The organism is Halococcus sp. AFM35 (genome assembly GCF_051195015.1).
Taxonomy (GTDB): Archaea; Halobacteriota; Halobacteria; order Halobacteriales; family Halococcaceae; genus Halococcus.
This window is the reverse complement of the sequence record NZ_JBNTJU010000005.1, coordinates 168,256-186,007: the sequence shown is the minus strand read 5'-3', so window position 1 is coordinate 186,007 and position 17,752 is coordinate 168,256. Positions and strand designations below refer to the sequence as shown.

21 protein-coding genes and 2 tRNA genes are annotated in these 17,752 nt (G+C 67.2%); 13 read left to right on the top strand and 10 right to left on the bottom strand.

Annotated features, from left to right (window positions below; translation table 11 throughout):
* Position 1: 1 nt before the first annotated feature.
* On the bottom strand, positions 2-655 hold the full coding sequence (locus ACQUQO_RS06215; RefSeq protein WP_435077097.1) for a plastocyanin/azurin family copper-binding protein: 654 nt from the start codon (positions 653-655) through the stop codon (positions 2-4).
* A gap of 148 nt (positions 656-803) precedes the next feature.
* On the opposite strand from ACQUQO_RS06215, the gene ACQUQO_RS06210 reads away from it, so the two are divergent.
* Both ACQUQO_RS06210 and ncsA read left to right on the top strand, forming a co-directional pair.
* Positions 804-1,388, top strand: coding sequence for a riboflavin synthase (locus ACQUQO_RS06210; RefSeq protein ID WP_435077096.1), 585 nt, complete (start codon positions 804-806; stop codon positions 1,386-1,388).
* 351 nt (positions 1,389-1,739) lie between these two features.
* The gene (ncsA, locus tag ACQUQO_RS06205) at positions 1,740-2,702 is read left to right on the top strand and encodes a tRNA 2-thiolation protein NcsA (protein WP_435077095.1); all 963 of its coding nucleotides are present in this window, start codon (positions 1,740-1,742) and stop codon (positions 2,700-2,702) included.
* 165 nt (positions 2,703-2,867) lie between these two features.
* Here ncsA and ftsZ read toward each other — a convergent pair whose 3' ends face one another.
* The 3 genes from ftsZ to ACQUQO_RS06190 form a co-directional block, all read right to left on the bottom strand.
* Positions 2,868-4,007, bottom strand: coding sequence for a cell division protein FtsZ (ftsZ, locus tag ACQUQO_RS06200; protein WP_435077094.1), 1,140 nt, complete (start codon positions 4,005-4,007; stop codon positions 2,868-2,870).
* A 1-nt stretch (position 4,008) separates the two neighbouring features.
* Complete coding sequence (locus ACQUQO_RS06195; RefSeq protein ID WP_435077093.1) at positions 4,009-4,182, bottom strand: ribbon-helix-helix domain-containing protein; 174 nt, start codon at positions 4,180-4,182, stop codon at positions 4,009-4,011.
* A 197-nt stretch (positions 4,183-4,379) separates the two neighbouring features.
* Complete coding sequence (locus tag ACQUQO_RS06190; RefSeq protein WP_435077092.1) at positions 4,380-4,883, bottom strand: double zinc ribbon domain-containing protein; 504 nt, start codon at positions 4,881-4,883, stop codon at positions 4,380-4,382.
* Between the two features lie 98 nt (positions 4,884-4,981).
* Here ACQUQO_RS06190 and ACQUQO_RS06185 point away from each other — a divergent pair.
* Positions 4,982-5,055 (top strand) — tRNA-Tyr (locus ACQUQO_RS06185).
* Between the two features lie 329 nt (positions 5,056-5,384).
* Entirely contained in the window at positions 5,385-5,735 is a 351-nt protein-coding gene (locus ACQUQO_RS06180) for a hypothetical protein (RefSeq protein ID WP_435077091.1), read from the top strand.
* A gap of 40 nt (positions 5,736-5,775) precedes the next feature.
* On the opposite strand, the gene ACQUQO_RS06175 is transcribed toward ACQUQO_RS06180, so the two are convergent.
* Positions 5,776-6,597: a hypothetical protein gene (locus tag ACQUQO_RS06175; protein ID WP_435077090.1), complete on the bottom strand. Its 822-nt coding sequence runs from the start codon at positions 6,595-6,597 to the stop codon at positions 5,776-5,778.
* A 227-nt stretch (positions 6,598-6,824) separates the two neighbouring features.
* Here ACQUQO_RS06175 and ACQUQO_RS06170 point away from each other — a divergent pair, with 227 nt between their 5' ends.
* From ACQUQO_RS06170 to ACQUQO_RS06150, 5 genes are all read left to right on the top strand, one after another.
* On the top strand, positions 6,825-7,742 hold the full coding sequence (locus ACQUQO_RS06170; RefSeq protein ID WP_435077089.1) for a DUF4129 domain-containing protein: 918 nt from the start codon (positions 6,825-6,827) through the stop codon (positions 7,740-7,742).
* Positions 7,739-8,314 (top strand): DUF7269 family protein, encoded by a 576-nt coding sequence (locus tag ACQUQO_RS06165; protein WP_435077088.1) that lies wholly within the window; start codon positions 7,739-7,741, stop codon positions 8,312-8,314. The genes ACQUQO_RS06170 and ACQUQO_RS06165 overlap by 4 nt, the downstream gene beginning before the upstream one ends.
* A gap of 50 nt (positions 8,315-8,364) precedes the next feature.
* Positions 8,365-9,624: a DUF58 domain-containing protein gene (locus tag ACQUQO_RS06160; protein WP_435077115.1), complete on the top strand. Its 1,260-nt coding sequence runs from the start codon at positions 8,365-8,367 to the stop codon at positions 9,622-9,624.
* A complete protein-coding gene (locus tag ACQUQO_RS06155) occupies positions 9,621-10,118 on the top strand; it encodes a DUF7519 family protein (protein WP_435077087.1) in 498 nt (165 codons plus the stop codon). The genes ACQUQO_RS06160 and ACQUQO_RS06155 overlap by 4 nt, the downstream gene beginning before the upstream one ends.
* A gap of 238 nt (positions 10,119-10,356) precedes the next feature.
* Positions 10,357-10,548: a hypothetical protein gene (locus ACQUQO_RS06150; RefSeq protein ID WP_435077086.1), complete on the top strand. Its 192-nt coding sequence runs from the start codon at positions 10,357-10,359 to the stop codon at positions 10,546-10,548.
* A 4-nt stretch (positions 10,549-10,552) separates the two neighbouring features.
* Here the strand turns inward: ACQUQO_RS06150 and ACQUQO_RS06145 are convergent, their stop codons facing one another.
* Positions 10,553-11,500 (bottom strand): AAA family ATPase, encoded by a 948-nt coding sequence (locus ACQUQO_RS06145; RefSeq protein ID WP_435077085.1) that lies wholly within the window; start codon positions 11,498-11,500, stop codon positions 10,553-10,555.
* Between the two features lie 83 nt (positions 11,501-11,583).
* On the opposite strand from ACQUQO_RS06145, the gene ACQUQO_RS06140 reads away from it, so the two are divergent.
* Positions 11,584-11,668 (top strand) — tRNA-Ser (locus ACQUQO_RS06140).
* A gap of 30 nt (positions 11,669-11,698) precedes the next feature.
* Here the strand turns inward: ACQUQO_RS06140 and ACQUQO_RS06135 are convergent.
* On the bottom strand, positions 11,699-11,926 hold the full coding sequence (locus ACQUQO_RS06135) for a hypothetical protein (protein ID WP_435077084.1): 228 nt from the start codon (positions 11,924-11,926) through the stop codon (positions 11,699-11,701).
* Positions 11,927-11,966: 40 nt separating this feature from the next.
* A complete protein-coding gene (locus tag ACQUQO_RS06130) occupies positions 11,967-12,215 on the bottom strand; it encodes a hypothetical protein (protein ID WP_435077083.1) in 249 nt (82 codons plus the stop codon).
* Positions 12,216-12,334: 119 nt separating this feature from the next.
* Between ACQUQO_RS06130 and ACQUQO_RS06125 the strand changes: the two genes are divergently transcribed.
* Complete coding sequence (locus ACQUQO_RS06125) at positions 12,335-12,499, top strand: hypothetical protein (protein ID WP_435077082.1); 165 nt, start codon at positions 12,335-12,337, stop codon at positions 12,497-12,499.
* 91 nt (positions 12,500-12,590) lie between these two features.
* On the opposite strand, the gene ACQUQO_RS06120 is transcribed toward ACQUQO_RS06125, so the two are convergent.
* Both ACQUQO_RS06120 and ACQUQO_RS06115 read right to left on the bottom strand, forming a co-directional pair.
* Positions 12,591-14,447 (bottom strand): DUF2070 family protein, encoded by a 1,857-nt coding sequence (locus ACQUQO_RS06120; RefSeq protein WP_435077081.1) that lies wholly within the window; start codon positions 14,445-14,447, stop codon positions 12,591-12,593.
* 36 nt (positions 14,448-14,483) lie between these two features.
* A complete protein-coding gene (locus ACQUQO_RS06115) occupies positions 14,484-15,041 on the bottom strand; it encodes a GMP synthase subunit A (RefSeq protein WP_435077080.1) in 558 nt (185 codons plus the stop codon).
* Between the two features lie 233 nt (positions 15,042-15,274).
* Here ACQUQO_RS06115 and ACQUQO_RS06110 point away from each other — a divergent pair, with 233 nt between their 5' ends.
* Positions 15,275-16,783, top strand: a complete 1,509-nt coding sequence (locus ACQUQO_RS06110) for a 2-isopropylmalate synthase (RefSeq protein WP_435077079.1) — start codon at positions 15,275-15,277, stop codon at positions 16,781-16,783.
* Positions 16,784-16,858: 75 nt separating this feature from the next.
* The gene (locus ACQUQO_RS06105) at positions 16,859-17,719 is read left to right on the top strand and encodes a 3-hydroxyacyl-CoA dehydrogenase family protein (RefSeq protein ID WP_435077078.1); all 861 of its coding nucleotides are present in this window, start codon (positions 16,859-16,861) and stop codon (positions 17,717-17,719) included.
* Positions 17,720-17,752 lie beyond the last annotated feature (33 nt).

Here is a 17,752-nt window from a genome sequence, read left to right as displayed (position 1 = left end):
ATCAGCCGGCCCCGGGACCGCCGACGTCGCTGCCCGGCGCGACGACGACGGCCCCGCGTGCGGTCTGGGCGCGGTGGACGCCACAGTAGTACCGATAGATGCCCGGCTCCTCGAAGGTGTGGCGGTAGGTGACGCGAGTACCTTCTTTCGGCCTACCGCTGTCGAGTACCCGGGTTCCGTCGCTGGTGCTCGCAGAAACGACGCTGTGTGCCTGTTCGTCGTTCGCCCACTCCCACGTCACCTCGGTCCCGGTCGCGACCTTGATGGCTGCCGGGTCGAACCCGGTCTTGGGTCCGGGTGCGCCGACCGCCACGAACGGGACGCCGACGACCATGTTGCCGTCGTAGAAGTTCGCGTCCGAGAGATACTCGTCGACCGGTTGCGGTGCCGGCTCGGTCACCGGTCTGGTGTCCGTCGAACCGGTGGTCGTCCGCCCACCGGTCGTCGCCGTGCCAGTCGTGGGTTCGGCTTCGGTCATCGTCTCCGTGCCGGTCGTCGCCGTGGATGGGGCGCTCTCGCCGGCGTCGGTCGTCTGGGTCGGCCCCGAACCGTTCGATGAGTCACCGTTGCTGGTGCAGCCAGCGAGCACGCCAGCGGTCAGCGCGACGCCAGCCTCGTACAGGAATCGTCGCCGTCGGCGACTACTGTCCGTCATTGTGGTCCGGTTGTCCCAGCGCGTCTATAAGCCGTGTGCTTTCACGTTCCGGCCGGCGCGTCGCCTCTCGGCGCGGGTGACTGAACGCGAAGAGCGTGCCGCCGGGTGGAAGCGCCATGCTCATCCCACGGCGACCGGTAGAGCGACCATGTTCACCGGCGTCGTCGAGACCACGGGCGAGATTCGGGACGTGCGCAAGGAGGCGGGCGGGCGGCGAATTCACGTCGACACCGACCTCGCAGGTCTCACCCACGGGCAGTCGGTCGCCGTCGATGGGACCTGCTTGACCGTCGAGAGCGCCGAGGAAACCGTCGAACTGTTCTGTTCGAGTGAAACCCTCGACCGGACGACGCTTTCGGCGGCTACACGGGGCGATTCGCTCAATCTCGAACGCGCCCTCGCCGCCGACGGGCGTCTCGACGGCCACTTCGTGCAGGGTCACGTCGATGCGACCGCCGAAGTCCTTGGGGTCGAGCAGGTCGGCGAGGACTGGGAGTTCACCTTCTCGCTGCCCGAGGACGTCGCGCGCTACGTCGTCGAGAAGGGGTCGATAACCGTCGATGGCATCAGCCTCACCGTGGCGAATCTCGAAGAGGAATCGTTTTCGGTGGCCGTGATTCCGACGACCTACGAGCTGACGACGATGAACGAGATGACGCCCGGCGACGGAGTGAACATCGAGGTCGACGTGATAGCCAAATACGTCGAGCGACTGCTTGATGGCCACCGCTGACGAATGGCGGTCGGCGCGCGCTCGCGCTCGTGTGAGCGAAGCGAACCGAGCGCGCATCGGCGTGCGAGGGATGAGCGAGTGAGCGAAACGAACGAGCGAATCGGCTGGGGAGGTATGTGGTGTTGTGGGGCAGACACGGAAGGGTGTCCACGCGAACGCAGTGAGCACGGTTCACCGTGAGCGAGCGAAGCGAGTGAACGGCTCTTTTTAGTCCAGGTTTTTGCGAGTAGCGAGGGACCGGAGGTCCCTCGTACCATGCGAGCGGGCCTTCGGCCCGCGAGCAGAGAGTGGTCGCCGACCGCAGGGAGGCCACCCGACGAGTAAAAAAGTGGAGGGTGAGTAATCCGCACCATGAACTGCACCAAGTGCGACCGCGATGCGGTACTGCATGCGGCCTACTCCGGGGCGCACCTCTGCGAGTACCACCTCCGGGAATCGGTCGAAAAGCGCGTGCGCCGGCGGATACGGCAGGACGGTCTCATCGGCGACGACGCCACGCCCGAGAACCCCGAGACGTGGCTTATCGGACTGTCCGGCGGGAAGGACAGCGTGGTGCTCACCTCGATCCTCGACGAGACGTTCGCCGAGGACCCGCGCATCGAACTGGTCGCGCTCACCATCCACGAGGGCATCGAAGGCTACCGCGACGAGAGCCTCGACGCCGCGACCGAACTCGCCGGACAGTTGAATATCCATCACGAGGTGGTGAGCTACACCGAGGAGTTCGACTTGGAGATGGACGAAGTGGTCGAGACGGACCCCGAGGGGATGGCCGCGTGTGCGTACTGCGGCGTCTTTCGGCGGGACCTGCTCGCCGACTACGCCCACGAGTTCGACGCCGACAAACTCCTGACGGGCCACAACCTCGACGACGAGGCCCAGACCGCGCTGATGAACTTCTTCGAGGGCGACGTCGCCCAGATGGCCAAACACTTCGACGCGAGCCTCGGGCCGTTCGACGAACGCACGGAGAGTACGGAGTTCGTCCCGCGCGCGAAACCGCTTCGGGACGTCCCGGAAAAGGAGGTCGCCCTCTACGCCCACCTCGCCGACCTTCCCGTTCACATGGCCGAGTGCCCCCACTCCACGGAGGCCTACCGCGGCGAGATTCAGGAACTCCTCCTCGACATGGAAGAACGCCACCCCGGCACGCGCCACTCCATCATGGCCGGCTACGAGGAACTGGCGAAACTGGCCGCCAGCGCCTACGGGGAGAACGGTGAGAGTCTGGGCGAGTGCGAGCGCTGTGGCAACGCCACCACGCGCGCGGTCTGCCGGACGTGCCAGCTAACCGAGGCGGTCCACGCGACCTGACGGCGTGTACTACACGCGAGCGCGTGCGGAGCTGTCGGGTTGTTTTATCGAGAACGTTTCGGGAAAAACGCCGTGGTGCACGGTGAGACTACCCAGCAGAAAAAATATCTGTTCGTTTGCCGTCCGTTCGGTGATTCTCTTGGCGTGATTGGAGGGCCGGGGAACCTAGCGGATGACGTCGAGACCGTTCTGCTGTTCGCGTTCGTTGTGGCCGCCATCGCTCTGGGCCGTCATTTCGAACTCCTCGTCGAGGGCCGCGCGCGAGCGGTCGGCCTGCTGTTGGGCGTCGGGACCGAGCACCTGTGCGCTCTGGACGCCGGTCATGATGGCCATTACTCGTACTTTGCCCTTGTACTCCTCGCGGATGCGCGACCCCCAGATGACGTTCGCGCTCGGGTCGAGCCGGTCGGTGACGCGCTCGGCGATTGATTCCGCTTCCTTCAGGGTGAGGTCGGGGCCACCAGTGATGTGGACCAATCCACCGGACGCGCCGCGATAGTCCACATCGAGGAGTGGATGGGTCATCGCGTCCTTGACGACCTCCTCGGTCTTGTTCTTGTCCTGGGTCTCGCCGACGAGCATCACCGCGACGCCGCCTTGGTTCATGATGGAGGTCATGTCGGCGTAGTCGAGGTTGATGAGCGAGGGCTGGGTGATGGTCTCCGAAATCCCCTTGACCGTCTCGGCGATGAGCTGGTCCATCACCGAGAACGCCTTGCCGACGGGGAGGTTGGGCACGTAATCGAGCAGGCGATTGTTATCGAGGACGATGATGGAGTCGGCCTCGCTGCGGAGCTCTTCGAGACCCTCCTCGGCCTTCACAGTCCTCGCGCGCTCGACGTTGAACGGGGTCGAGACCATTCCGACGACGATGGCCCCCTCGTCGCTGGCGATCTTCGAGACGACCGGCGCGGCACCGGTCCCCGTCCCGCCACCCATGCCCGCGGTGACGAACACGAGGTCGGCCCCTGTGAGGACTTCTTTGATGGTGCCTTGGGCCATCTCGGTCGCGCGCTCGCCCATCTCCGGGTCGCCACCGGCACCCAACCCTTGGGTAAGGGACTTCCCGACGAGCACGCGCGTGTCGGCCTCTATCATCTGGAGATGCTGTTTGTCGGTGTTGATGGCGATGGTTTCGGCACCATCGACGCCCATGTTGTAGAGCCTGTTGACGGTGTTGTTGCCCGCGCCGCCACAGCCGACGACCACGATGCGCGGGTCGCCGAACTCCTCCAACTCCGTCTCGTCACGGCGCTGTTTTTCGAGTTCGGCGTTTTCGAGCGCCGACTCGACGATATCCTGCATCTCAGGCCCTCGCAAACGGCCGTTTGGTCGCTCGCTCCTCCCGACCTTCCTCGGCGACCATCTCCCTGACGGCCGCCCGAATCGCCTCACTGCGATTCGGATACTCGCCGAGTTCGACCATTCGTTCGACCTCCTCGATCTGCTGTTTTGGAATTCGCAGTGTCACACGCTCCATTGTTTCTCCTTTGTGACGACCGCGTCTTACACGCCGAAACCGCATGCCGGGAGCGACGTCGTTCCCGACCACGCCATCTGTAAGACGGTCGTCTTACGCAAAGTATGCAATCACGGCAGGTGTAATAAAACTACCGGCTCGCGTAAGACACGAGTCGAACGACAACGAAAACGCCGTGCACGACCTCGATACGCCGTTTACGCTCCATCGAGGACGTCGGCCGCCGGGGTGCGTCGGCCGCAGCTCGGGCAGAACCCCCAGTCCGAACGGAGTTCGTCGCCGCAGTCACAGAACACACGGTGGGCCGCCTTCTCCCCACAGTTCGGGCAGTACACGTTCTCTTCGTCGATTTCCTCGCCGCACTGCGCACACGTTTTACGCGTGTCCGACCCCGTTTGCGACGGGCTGCGGTCCGTCTTACGCTCCACCGAACCGTCCGCGTTCGTTCGGACGGAATCGCCGTCGAGCGTGATGTTTACGTTCACATCGTGGGGTTGGGAGGGCGTAAACGCATCCATTCGTTCGTCGATGAGTTCGTCGACGCGCTCGGCGACGATGGCGTCGAGGCTGTCGGTCGCCGGTTCCTCGTTCCGCGCGAGGTACGCCCGGAGCGCCTCGCGCATCGCCTCGCTTTTGGAGGTCTCCAGGGTTTCGAGCTCGTCGATGAGCTCGTCGTCGGCGCGGAACGTGATCTTGCTCATCCTCACCGGGGCAACGCTACCGCCGCACTTCAATCTTCTCGGCCGTCGGACAAACGAATGGCAACCGTTAAGTCCGACAGTCCGGTTGATTGTGATGTCCGCCCTTAGCTCAGCCTGGTAGAGCAGCCGACTGTAGATCGGCTTGTCCCCCGTTCAATTCGGGGAGGGCGGACTTCTACCTTTTGCTTCGGTCGCTCGCTTCGCTCACTCCCTTGCAAAATCTGGACCAAAAGCCTCCTCCTTCCTTCGGTCAGTCGTCGGCCCGCTCACTCGCCGACGGCTCGTTCGCGGTGCAATCGCCGATGCTTCCCGCACCGCGCCACAGGCCTCCCCAGCCGATTCGCTCACCCGCTGCGCTCGTTCGCTCATCCCTCGCGCAACGTCCGCACTCGGTGCTCACTTCGTTCGCACACGAGCGCGAGCGCGCGCCGACCGCAGACGTTCCAGCCGGGTTGCAGATGCCGGTGACATACTTTTTCCTCTCGGCGTCATACGGAGCGTATGCCCGAGGACGGACGCGACACCGACCGCGCACGGGAGCGCAAGCACGACCGCGCCGAACACGTCGAGAACATCCTCGACGACGTCGAAGCCGATGTCAGCGACCGACAGTATCCGGTGCGAAGCGAGGAACTCGCCACCGAGTACGCCGACCAGCCCATCGACATGCCGAACGAGACCGAATCGATGGGCAGCGTCTTCGACCGACTCGACGACGAGTACGACACCCCCGAGGAGGTCCGCGAAGCACTCCACGGCGAACTCACCGGCGAGGCGGGCGAGCCGAACGAGTACAACGACGAGCGCGACCTGGAGGCGCTCGACGAGGCTGCGGAATCGGACCGGGCCTGAGTGGCACTTTCGGCTGTGGCCGCTCGGCGAACACCGAGTGCTATCCGCGCCGGTATTCGACGAGTTCGACCCGCTCGGTGAGGTCGCCGTTCTCGTCGTAGATGGCGACGTACGGAGCACTGGTGAACGCCTGCTGTGTGCAGACCTCCTGGCTCAGCGTCCCGTTGATGCGCGTCTCGACGGCGTAACACTCGACGCCGGCGTAGCTGTCGGTGCCGACGACCGCGATGCGCAGCGACCCCTCGGCGGACTGCTGGGAGAACTCGTCGCCGACGGCGAGTTCCTCGCCACCGCCGAGCGCGCCGGCACCGATGCCACCGAGTTGAATGGCGAGCAGGTGCGCGTACGCGGGCGACGCCACGAGTTGGCTCTCGACCTCACCGACCGGCCCCGTCACGGTCGATTCGAACGATTCGTCGCCGAGTTCGTACTCGACGCTCACCGTTGCCCGTCCGTCGGCGACGTTCGTGGTCTCGAAGGTCATGCTTCCAGTGCCCTCCTCGGCTGATTCGATCTCGAAGGCGTATCGACCCGGTGTCGAAAGATTGAACCACTCCTCTTCGGCGTTCAGCGCAGCGCCGCTCGATGCACCGTTCGCACCGCTGCTGGCTGCACCGTCGCCCGACGGGCCATCACTGGAGTCATCCACGCCGCCATCGCCGCTCGCCGTACCATCGCCCACGCCGGTCGAGTCATCGTTCGAATCGCCGCCCCCGTCTGCACCGCCGCTTGTCCCAGCGCCCGGCGTCGAGGCTGCGGCCTCGCCGTCCTCGTCCGGCCCGCCGAGACCACCGAGACCCGTACAGCCCGCGAGCACGACCACGATACACACCAGCACTGTCTGTAGGACACGTCCGTTCATTGTAGTTCCTGTCGCTCGTCCGCCGTCACGGCGGACCGACGGGGTTCCTTGGGGCCGTCGTGAGCTATACCCATCGTGTGGGATAGACCCACAGGGCGGGATTTTCCCGCCGACTGCACCACTCGAAAAGCGCCCGCAGGAGTTCCGGGCGCTTTCGTCCCAGCCGGAGGCGTCGCCCCCACCAGTGGCGGGACAACACTCATGCCCGCCCCTCCCGCAATCGGGCCGTGAACCGCGATGCGCTCGGGGTGCTCGCGCTCGCCACCGTGACCGTGCTCGCCATCGCCGTCGGGGCCGCGGCCATCGACGCGCCGACGCGGACCGCGGGCACGGGCGGCGGCTCCGGCGGCGGAAGCGGTGGTCTCTTCGGCGAAGGGAGCACGTTCAGCCTCGGCCAGTCGTCCGACCCGCCCACGCTCGGCGGCGGTCCCCCGAAGCTGGTCTTTCAGGTGCTCATCGCCGTGCTCGTTGTGGGCTTTCTCGTCGCGCTCTATCTCCAGCGCGACGAGATCGGTTTCCGTGACCTCCGGAACGTCGCGGTGGCCGTGGCGGCCCTCGGGCTTCTCTCCATCGTGTTCTATTACGTCATCCGCTCGTTTTCCGGCAGCAATACCACGGGCGGGAACGGGACGATGGGGCGAGCGACGCCGGCGGCATCGGGTGGCGGCGCGGGCGCGGCCGCCGACACCGCCCTCCAGCCCGTTGCGACCAACCTCCCGCTGGTCGCACTCGTGGTTGGCGCGGCGCTCCTCGTGGGGCTTGCAGTGGTGTTCCGGTCGGATGACGAGGGCACACCATCGGAGAGCGAATCGGAACCGGACGAGACCACACGAACGAGGAAGGTGAGCCGGACGGCGGGGCGGGCGGCCGACCGCATTGTGGACGGGACGGACATCGACAACGAGGTGTATCGCGCGTGGCACGAAATGGCAACCCAGTTGGATATGAAACACCCCGAATCGAGCACCCCGCACGAGTTCGCCCGCGCCGCGACCGACGCCGGCATGGCCCGCGACGACGTCGCCGAACTCACCGACCTCTTTCGGGCTGTGCGCTACGGCGGTCGTGACGTCACTGATGACCACGAGGCGCGTGCGGTGGCCGCGCTGCGACGCATCGAGGACGAATACGCGGAGGAGCCATGAGCCGCTGGCGGTGGGTCGCAATCACCGTCGGCGTCGCGCTCGTCTCCTGGGGGCTGGCCGTCGCCGTCGCGCCGGGACTCGCTGGCGGGGTTTCGCTAACGCCCGGGCTGCTCGGCGTGGTCGCGGTCGTCGCACTGTTCGGCGGCGCTGGGGCCGTCCGCGCACGACTTCGGGCCGACGAAGCGGATATCGACCTCCCGACGCCCGAATCCACAATCACCCACCCGACGCCGGGCGCGGGCTTCGACGACGACATCGCCGCGCTCGCGCCGGGCGGGCGACTGGAGGGGGTGCGCGAGCGCCGCGCGGTGCGCGACCGACTCGACGAACTCGCGGTCGCGGTATTGGTGCGGGAGGGCGACAGCGAGCACGTCGCCCGCGAGCGCCTCGCCGAGGGAACGTGGACCGGCGACCCGTACGCGGCGGCGTTTTTCGCCGAGGCGCGCGCCTCGGACGTTCCCCTGGAGGAGCGCCTCCGTGCGGCGTTCAGTGCCGAGCCGAGCAGTCGCCGGCGGGCACGCCACGCGGCCGATGCGCTCGCCGCCATTGCGAATCGGGAGCGCGAGCAGTGAGCCGCGCGCGACGGGGCGCTCCCGACACGAGCGAAACGGACGATGGCCGGGTGCGTCGAACCGACCGGTGGCGAGGGGTGAGCGCGCTCGCGCTGGTCGCCGGCGCGGCTGGCATCCTCACGAGCAGCGCCGGACTCGTCCTCGTCGGCTGTGTCGGCGTCGTCTTCGCCGGACTCGCGCGGGCCGCGCGCCCGCCCACCACCAGTCTCGCCGTCGAGCGGTCGGTGAGCAACGCCGGCCCGGAACCCGAGGAGGACGTGACGGTCACAGTGAATATCGAAAACACCGGCGAGTCCTTCCTCGCCGACCTCCGGGTCATCGACGGCGTGCCGTCGGCGCTCGCGGTCGCCTCGGGGTCGCCGCGGCTGGCGACCACGCTCAGACCCGGCGGAACGGCGACGCTCTCCTATGACGTGACCGCCGCCCGCGGCAGGCACGCCTTCGAGCCGGCGCTCGCCATCGTCCGCGACGCGAGCGGGACGGCCGAACGGCGGAGCGAGGTGGCGGCGACGACGGAGACGCCCATCACCTGCGTGCCGCCGCTCGATTCGTCCACGAGCATTGCGCTCCGCAACCAGACCATCGGCCAGCCCGGCCGCGTGCTCACCGACATCGGCGGGTCGGGCATCGCCTTCCACACCACCCGCGAGTATCGGCCGGGCGACCCGCTCTCGCGCATCGACTGGAACAGAAAGGCGAAAACCGGCGGCCTCTCGACGGTGGACTTCCGCGAGGAGCGCGCCGCGGCGGTCGTGGTGCTCATCGACGCCCGCGAAGAGGCCTATCGTGCGCCGGGCGAGGAGCGTGCGAGCGCCGTCGAACGGAGCGTCGGCGCTGCCGGAGCGCTGTACGTCGCGCTCACAGGCGAAGAGAATCCCACAGGTATCGCCGCGCTCGCGCCGGAATCCTGTTGGCTCGCGCCGGGCATCGGGACGACCCATCGTGCTCGCGTCCGCGAGCTGCTCGCCACCCATCCGGCGCTTTCGCCGACGCCGCCGGACGACCCCTTTTTCCCGTCGATACGGGTGCGTCGGTTGCACCGGCGGCTCCCGTCGGATGCCCAGTTGCTCGTCTGTTCGCCGCTGTGTGACGACTACGTCGTGACGCTGCTCCAGCGACTGGACGCCGCCGGCCACCGCGTGACCGTGCTCAGTCCCGACCCCACGAGCGAGGCGACGCCGGGCCAGCGGGTCGCCCACACCGAGCGCACCCTTCGCCTGTCGACGCTGCGCGCGGCCGGGATTCCGGTCGTCGACTGGGGCGCGGAGTCGCTTGCCGCGGCGCTCGCCCGCGGGGAGAGGTCGCGGTGAGCACCCCGGCCATCGACGAGTCGCCGCCACGAGCGAGTACGGCCATCGCCGTCGGTGTCGCAATCGTCGGCGCGCTCGCACTCGCCGTCTCGGGACCGGCGTTCGCCGTCGGGGCGGTCGGCGTCGTCGGTCTCGGCGTCGGACTGCGCTCGGTCTCGCGGGCCGCCGTCACGCTCGGGACTGTGGGCCTGTTTTGCGGAACGGTGCTCGCCGGTCTCGCCGGTGGGCCACCCCCGCTCCTGCTGGTGGCGACGGCGGCCACAATCGTCGCGTGGGACGTCGCCGAGTTCGCTATCGGTCTCGGCGAGACAGTCGGGAGGGCTGCCGATACGCGACGGGCGGAACTCGTCCATGCAGGCGCGAGCGGCGCGCTGGCACTGGCCGGAGCCGGGGGCGGGCTGGTCATCTATCGACTGGCCGGCGGCGGGCCGACACTCGTGCCCATCGCCCTGCTCTGTGGCGCGGTGGTGCTCGTCATCGCGCTGCGGCCCTGAGAGGCGGCTCGCCAGCGGAACGTGGACGAATCTCCGCATCCGCTCGAATCGAATGCAACGCTGTGAGTAGCTTTCCACAGAGTGCAAGCGATATGACCCGCAATTAGTGAAAAATTATTATACTTTCGTCGGATGTACTCGCGTCCGCATGGTCCCGGAGGTACATTAACCTGTTCCAGCCGGAACGAACCGTGCCTTCCCGGGACGCTATTTCATCGGCGCTACGAAGGCAGATGCAATGTCAGAATCAGAGGCGATGCCGGACGAATCGGGTGCGCCGTACCTCGCCTTCGGCGCGCTCGGCTCCGTCGCGCTCGCACTGTACGAATACTACGTTCGGGACAATCAGCAGCGCGGGATGTTCATCGGACTGTGGCCGCCGACGATGATCGGGTTTGCCATCTACCTCAAGCAGCAGGACGAGGAATAACGGCTCAGACCGTCGGCACCGCCACTTCGTCGAGCACGCGCTCGACGACCGACCGCTTTTGGACGTCCTCGACGGCTGCATCCGGGGTAAGAACCAATCTATGGGCGAGCACCGCCGGCGCGATGCGCTTGACGTCCTCCGGCGTGACGAACGAACGCCCCGACAACACCGCGCGGGCGCGGGCAGCCTCGAACAGCCGTTGTGTGCCCCGTGGCGAGACGCCGACCGAACACGCCGAGCGCTCGCGGGTGGCCCGCGCGACGGCGACCAGATACGAAAGGAGGTCCTCGTCGACGCGCACCGACTCGGGGACCCCTTGCAGCGCGCGCACCCGTTCGGTCGAGAGCACTTCATCCATCCGTGGACTCCGCTCGTCGCGCTCGGCGCGTCGCCTGAGCAGTTCGATCTCGCCACTCTCGTCGGGATAGCCGACGGCCGTTTTGACGAGAAAGCGGTCGACCTGTGCCTCGGGCAGTTCGAACGTGCCCGCCATCTCGACGGGGTTCTGGGTGGCGATGACGAAAAACGGCTCGGGCAGGTCGTGGGTGTCGCCGTCGACGGTCACCTGCCGTTCCTCCATCGCCTCCAACAGTGCAGCCTGCGTTTTGGGTGGTGCACGATTGATTTCGTCGGCGAGCACGACGTTCGCAAAGACGGGACCTCGCGAGAACGCGAACTCGCCGGTGCCCTCGTTGTAGACGTGGGTGCCGGTCACGTCGGCGGGCAGGAGGTCGGGCGTGAATTGCACGCGCGAAAAGGAGAGACCGAGGGCGCGGGCGACGCTGCGGGCGATGAGCGTCTTCCCAGTGCCCGGAACGTCCTCGATGAGGACGTGGCCGCGCGCGAGTGCGCCCATGAGGACCGTTTCGAGCAGCGAGCGCTCGGCGATCACAGTGGAGCTGAGCGCATCGAGAACCGCATCGATATCCCCGTGAGCCGCATCGACGTCCATGATTGCCACGGTGTGTCGAGACGCTTATCGGTGGCGGTGGCGACCGAAACCGATAAAGTGGTCTCGGGCGAACCACGGGTGGAGCCGGGGTAGCCTAGCCTGGCCAAGGCGGTTGCCTCGAAAGCAACTGTCCTCACGGACTCGTGAGTTCAAATCTCACCCCCGGCGTCTTCGGTTCTCGTTGCTCCGAGCAGTTGCTCACGCCGTGTCGTCGGAGTCGTCGAGTCGGTCCTCGACCAGCCCGCCGCTGAGGGCAACCCATGCGAGCACGGTGACGAAGAGGATGGGTGGGAGCACCGCCAGCCCCAACAGCGGGTTGACACCCCAGAGGATGATGAGCGTGACGTCGGCGAGTCCGAGTGCGAGCAGCGGTATCACGACGAGCGCCACCCGCTTGCGGTTCAATCCCTCCTCGGACTCGCTCATGGCCCTTCGTCGCTGCCGGCGGACAAAAGCGTCGCGTTCGTCACAGCGAGGTCTGTCGGCCCGGCCGAACGCTCCCGGCACGCCGGCCACCCACGAGGTAGCCATCGACGGCGCTCGCGTCGTGTGGGGCGGCGTCCTGCACCCACACGCCCCGCTCGTCCGCCCACTCCCGGGCGAGCGCCTTCGATTCGAAGACCCGTCGTGGACCGCGCTCGTGCACCCACTCGCCGGCCCGGGGGCTGTGGCGTCGCGCCGAGGGTTTGATTTCGAGCACGTACTCGTCGCTCACAACCGACCCGACGCGCTCGGCACGCTTTTGGCTATGGGTCGCCGGCCGCGGCCGGTGCAGTAGCGGTGGCGCGGTAGCGGTGCCGTGGCGGCGCGGCCGCGGCGAAGGTGCGGTTCCTGGTGGATGAAGGGCGAGGCGTGCGAGACGCGAGCAGCGCGAGCGTCTCGGTGCGAGCGAAGCGAGCAAGCCGAGGGCTTCGGCGGTGCTGTGCGGAGGTGGGCGTGGAGGTCGTCCGCGCGAGCGAAACGAGCGCGGTTCGCCGCGAACGAGCCGTCGGCGAGTGAGCGGGAGTTTTTAGTCCAGGTTTTTGCAGGGGGTTCGACCGAGCGTGAGCGGAGCGAGCGCGAGGGAGGACCTCCTGTAAAAAAGTGGGTTCTAGGTGAGGTAGAAGACGAGCACGCTGATCGTAAACAGCGCGAGGACGACCGCGCCGGCGAGCGCGCCGCCCATCGTCACCATCGCGTTGGCGTGGCTGGCGAGCGTTTCGGTCCTATCGTTGCCGAAGACGGTCACGCGGGCGCGCTCGGTCGCCATCCCGGTCTCGACGGGTTCGCAGTCGGCGAGCGCGCGCTCGACCAGCGTCTCGATGCGCTCGACGAGTTCGTCGTGGGCGATGGCGTCGCCCACTTGGTTGGTGGATTCGAGCGTGTTCACGACGTGGGTGTCGCTCGTCATCACCTCGGCGGTATCGACGGCGTCGAGCCGGCCGACGATGGTCTCGCGCAGGCCCGGCTCCATGTTGTTGCCGTCGACGAGGACGTAGGCGGTGGTCTCGTCGCCAGCGGCGAACACCGCGACCCGAATCCCGAGCGGGCCGATTCCTTCCTGTGGTGTCCACGCGGTTTCGTCCCACGCGACGCCGAGTTCGAGCGGTTCGCGTGACGCGCGCGCGAGGTCGCCGGCCACCTCGCCGACGGCCTCGATGAGGTCGAACGAGCGTTGGCTGCCCGGCACGACGTGGCCCAAATCCGCCCCTTCCAGTCCATTATTTGAATTGTGCGCATCGACGAGCATCGCGTCGTCCAATCCGTGCGCGCGCGCCTCGGCGGTCGCCGACAGTCCCACCGAGTAGTCGATGTCGTCGGCGAAGTTCGGCGCGTAGGTCGCCACCAGCAGCGCGCTATCGCCGACCGCATGACCCGTGACCGTGGCCTCGCCGACAGTCGCGCGCCGGCTCGCCGAGCCAGTCCCTCCATACTCGATGCGCTCGCTCGCCCGCTCGACGGCATCGAGGACGGTGTCGACCTCGTGCTCGCTGACGAGGTTGAAGTCGTGGCCGGCGGTCGCGTGTGGCGGAAAGCCGAGTCCGTCGGTGCTCTCGGCGACGCGCTTTGGAAGGTCGCCACCGCCGATTTCGCCCATCGGGCCGGGATGGACCATCGGGAGAACGAACCGCGCCTTCTCGGAGCCATCAGGGCGGCGCGCCGAGAACACGGTGACGGGGACGAGCGCCTCCTCGCCGAGCGTCGCGAAGAACTCCTCGATTTCGCGCGTCCCATCGGCGATGTGGCCAATGAACCCCCTGAGAAAGTCGAGCACACTCACGCCCAGACTCCGCCGCCACGGCCGGTCGATGACGGTCACGAACGCCCAGACGCCGCCGGCATAGAGCAGACACAGGAGGGCGAGCAGGGCGAAATCGAGCGGTTCGACGGCGGCGAACTCCGCCGGCCCGCGGTTCGGCCGGGAGAGAAACGAGCGCACGAGCGGGCCGCCGACCTCGAAAAAGCGCATCGTGCCGCTGTAGACGAAGACGAGCAGCGCGACCGCGGCGGTCTGGATGCTCGCCGGTACCGCCGCGATGAACAGCGATTTTCGGGAGATAGCGAGCACGACGAGCAGCCGCAGCGCGAACACCGACGCCAACCCCACAGTCAGGACATCGAAGACGAGCCGCTGGCCGAGCGGCGTGAACACGGCGACGACGCCCGCACCGACGAGGAAGGCGACGAGGATCAGCTCGCTGACGAGCGCGAGCAGCGAGGCGCGGTTGGGCGTGAGCTGGCCGCCGAGATACCGGTCGACGGGGGGAGTGAGCACGCTCGCGGCGATGGTGGGAACCCCGATGAAGAACACCCCTTGCCACGCGTCCTCAAGGATGAACCGCGAATCGAAGGCGGCGATGCCGGCGACGGCGGCGATGAGCAGGGCGAAGCCGAGGCTCGCATACCACTGTGGCGCGCGGAAGACGTACCGCGAGAGGGCCGCGAGGTCGCCCTGCGTGGTCGTCATTGTCGGTCCGACAGCCCGAGCGTGGTTAAATCCACCTCAATCGTCGCTCTCACAGACCGCCCGGAAGTTCGCGAACAGCTCCTCGCCCTCCTCGGTGTGGGCGACTTCGGGGTGCCACTGGACGCCGTAGAGGTCGCGCTCGGTGTCGCTCATCGCCTCGATATCGCAGACGTCGCTCGTGGCGGTACGGACGAAGCCGTCCGGCAGCGCCGTCACCTGGTCGGCGTGGCTCGCCCAGACACGCGTCTCCGGCGCGAGCGAGCCCACCAACGGGTCCGTCTCGTCGTCGATATCGACTGTGACGTCGGCGTATCCCCCATACTCGCCCGCGCCGACCGCGCCGCCGCACTCCTCGGCGATGATCTGCATGCCGAGACAGATGCCCAACACGGGGACGTCCGCGTCGAGATACTCGCCGCAGCGCCCGCGCTCGTCGATGTCCGGCCCACCGGAGAGCACGACCCCGTCGGCGTCGATATTCTCGGGGGGCGTGGTGTTCTCGACGACGGCGGTCTCGACGCCGATGTCGTCCAGCGCACGGCCCTCCAGATGGGTGAACTGGCCGCCGTTGTCGACGACGACGATTCTGGTCATGGTGAGCCTAGGCGACGAATCGGCTAAAACCTCCCGAAACCACGAGCGGCCACCTCAGCCGTCCTCACGACGCTCGGTGGCCGACGCGAAGTCGAGTTCGGCGCGTTCGCGGCTCCACCGGCCCTCGCGCGTGGCGAGCGCTGCCGAGATTGGAGAAGACGAGCCGCAACATCTGTCGGAACACACCCGTTTAAGTACCTACCGCGCTGCGGTGTGAGTGGCTATCATGACCGGTGAACGATTTATTCGGGGGCTCCCCCGAAACAACTCCGCTGTTTGATACTGACGTACAGTTTCTCGATACCACGCTCCGCGATGGCGAACAAGCCCCCGGCGTGTCGCTCACGCCCGACGAGAAGGTCGATATCGCCCGCAAGCTCGACGGGGCCGGCGTCTCGACGGTCGAGGCCGGCAGCGCCTGCACCGGCGCGGGCGAGCGCGAGACCATCTCGCGAGTCACGGACGAAAACCTCGACGCGCGGGTGACGAGCTTCTGTCGCGGTATCAGAGGCGACATCGACCTCGCGCTCGACTGCGATGTCGACGGCGTGAATCTCGTCGTGCCCGCAAGCGAGCGCCACATCGAGGGCAAGGTCGGCACGAGCCGCGGCGGCGTCGTCGAGACCACGGTCGAGTTGGTCGAATACGCCCGCGACCACGGGCTCTGGGTCGAGGTGCTCGGCGAGGACGGCAGCCGGGCCGACCCCGAATTCCTCACCGAACTGATGGGAAGCGCTATCGACGCCGGCGCTGACAGGATTTGCTACTGTGATACCGTCGGTTACGCCACGCCCGAGCACACAGGGGAAGTCGTCGCCGAACTCGCCGCATTGGGACCGACGAGCACCCACACCCACGACGACCTCGGGCTGGCGGTGGCGAACGCACTCGCGTCCATCCGGGCGGGTGCGGACCTCGTCCACGCCACTATCAATGGCATCGGCGAGCGCGCCGGAAACGTCGCGCTCGAAGAGGTCGCCATCGCGCTCGCGGAGGGCTACAACAACGAAACCGTCGACACCACGGGACTCTACGACCTCGCTCGAACCGTCGCCGACGCAACAGGAATAGCGCTCGCGCCGAACAAGGCGGTGGTGGGGGAGAACGCCTTCACCCACGAGTCGGGCATCCACACCGACGGCCAGTTGAAGGACGACGCGATGTACGAACCCTACCCGCCCGAGCGGGTGGGCCGCGAGCGCCGGCTCGCCCTCGGCAAACACGCCGGACGCGCGGGCGTCGCGGCGGCGCTATCCGAACACGACATCGAGGCGAGTGACGACGAACTCGCCGCGATCACCGACCGCGTGACCGACCTCGGCGACCAGGGCAAGCGCGTGACCGACGCGGACGTGCTCGCGCTGGCCGAGACGGTACAGGGCCGCGAGCGCGAGCGCCGGGTCGAACTCGAAGACCTCACGGCGGCCAGCGGCAGCGGAACACCGACCGCGAGCGTCAGACTCCGCGTCGACGGCGACGAACGCACCGCCAGCGGCACCGGCAGCGGGCCGGTCGACGCCGCCGTGGCGGCCGTTCGGGAGGCGCTCGGTCCCGGCCGCGACGCGACGCTCGATTCCTACCACGTCGATGCCATCACTGGGGGTACCGACGCGCTCGTCACCGTCGAGGTCGAGATGAGTCGCGACGCACAGTCGGTCTCGGTCGCCGCGAGCGACGCCGACATCACCCGAGCGAGCGTCGAGGCGATGGTCGACGCGCTCGACCGGTTACTCGCGGACTGAGACCGTCCGCTATCCATCAGTCATCGTTACCGCACCATCCAGTAGGCTTACGCCACCGCGCCGTGAGTCGCCGGTATGCGCGAACTCGATTCCGTCGAGCGAGTGGGCGTCGTCGGCGCGGGGACGATGGGCAACGGCATCGCACAGGTCGCCGCGACCGCGGGCTACGACGTGGTGATGCGCGACATCAAAGACGAGTTCGTCGAGAGCGGTCTCGATGCAATCGAGGAGAGTTTGAGCCGACTCGTCGATAGCGAGACACTCACTGAAGATGCAGCCGGAGCGGCGCGCGAGCGCGTCACGGGCACCACAGAGTTGGACGACCTCGCGGACTGCGATTTCGTCGTCGAGGCAGCCGTCGAGGACATGGGGATAAAACAGGACATCTTCGCCGACCTCGATAAAACTGTGCCAGAGGATGTCGTGTTGGCGACGAACACCAGCACGCTCTCGGTCACGTCGATTGCGAGTGCGACCGAGCGGCCCGAACTCGTCGTGGGACTACACTTCATGAACCCCGTTCCCGTGATGACGGGCGTCGAACTGGTCGTCGGCGAGCACACCGACGACGAAGTGACGCAACTCGCCCATGACTTCGCCGAGGAGCTGGGCAAGGAGACGTGGGAATCGGACGACAAGCCGGGCTTCGTCTCGAATCGGGTTCTGATGCCGTGGATAAACGAGGGCATCAGGGCGTTCGACGAGGGTGTCGCCACGAAGGATGACATCGACCGGGGGATGAAACTCGGGACCAACGTGCCGATGGGACCGCTCGAACTCGCCGACCACATCGGGCTGGATATCTGTCTCGACGCCACTCAGACCCTCCACGAGGAGTTGGGCGACCGCTACACGCCGGCCTACCTCTTGAAGCGCAAGGTCGAGGCGGGCGAGTTGGGCAAGAAAACAGGAGCCGGATTCTACGAGTACGACTAACCGCGAATCGCAAGACACAGTATTCGCGCTCGA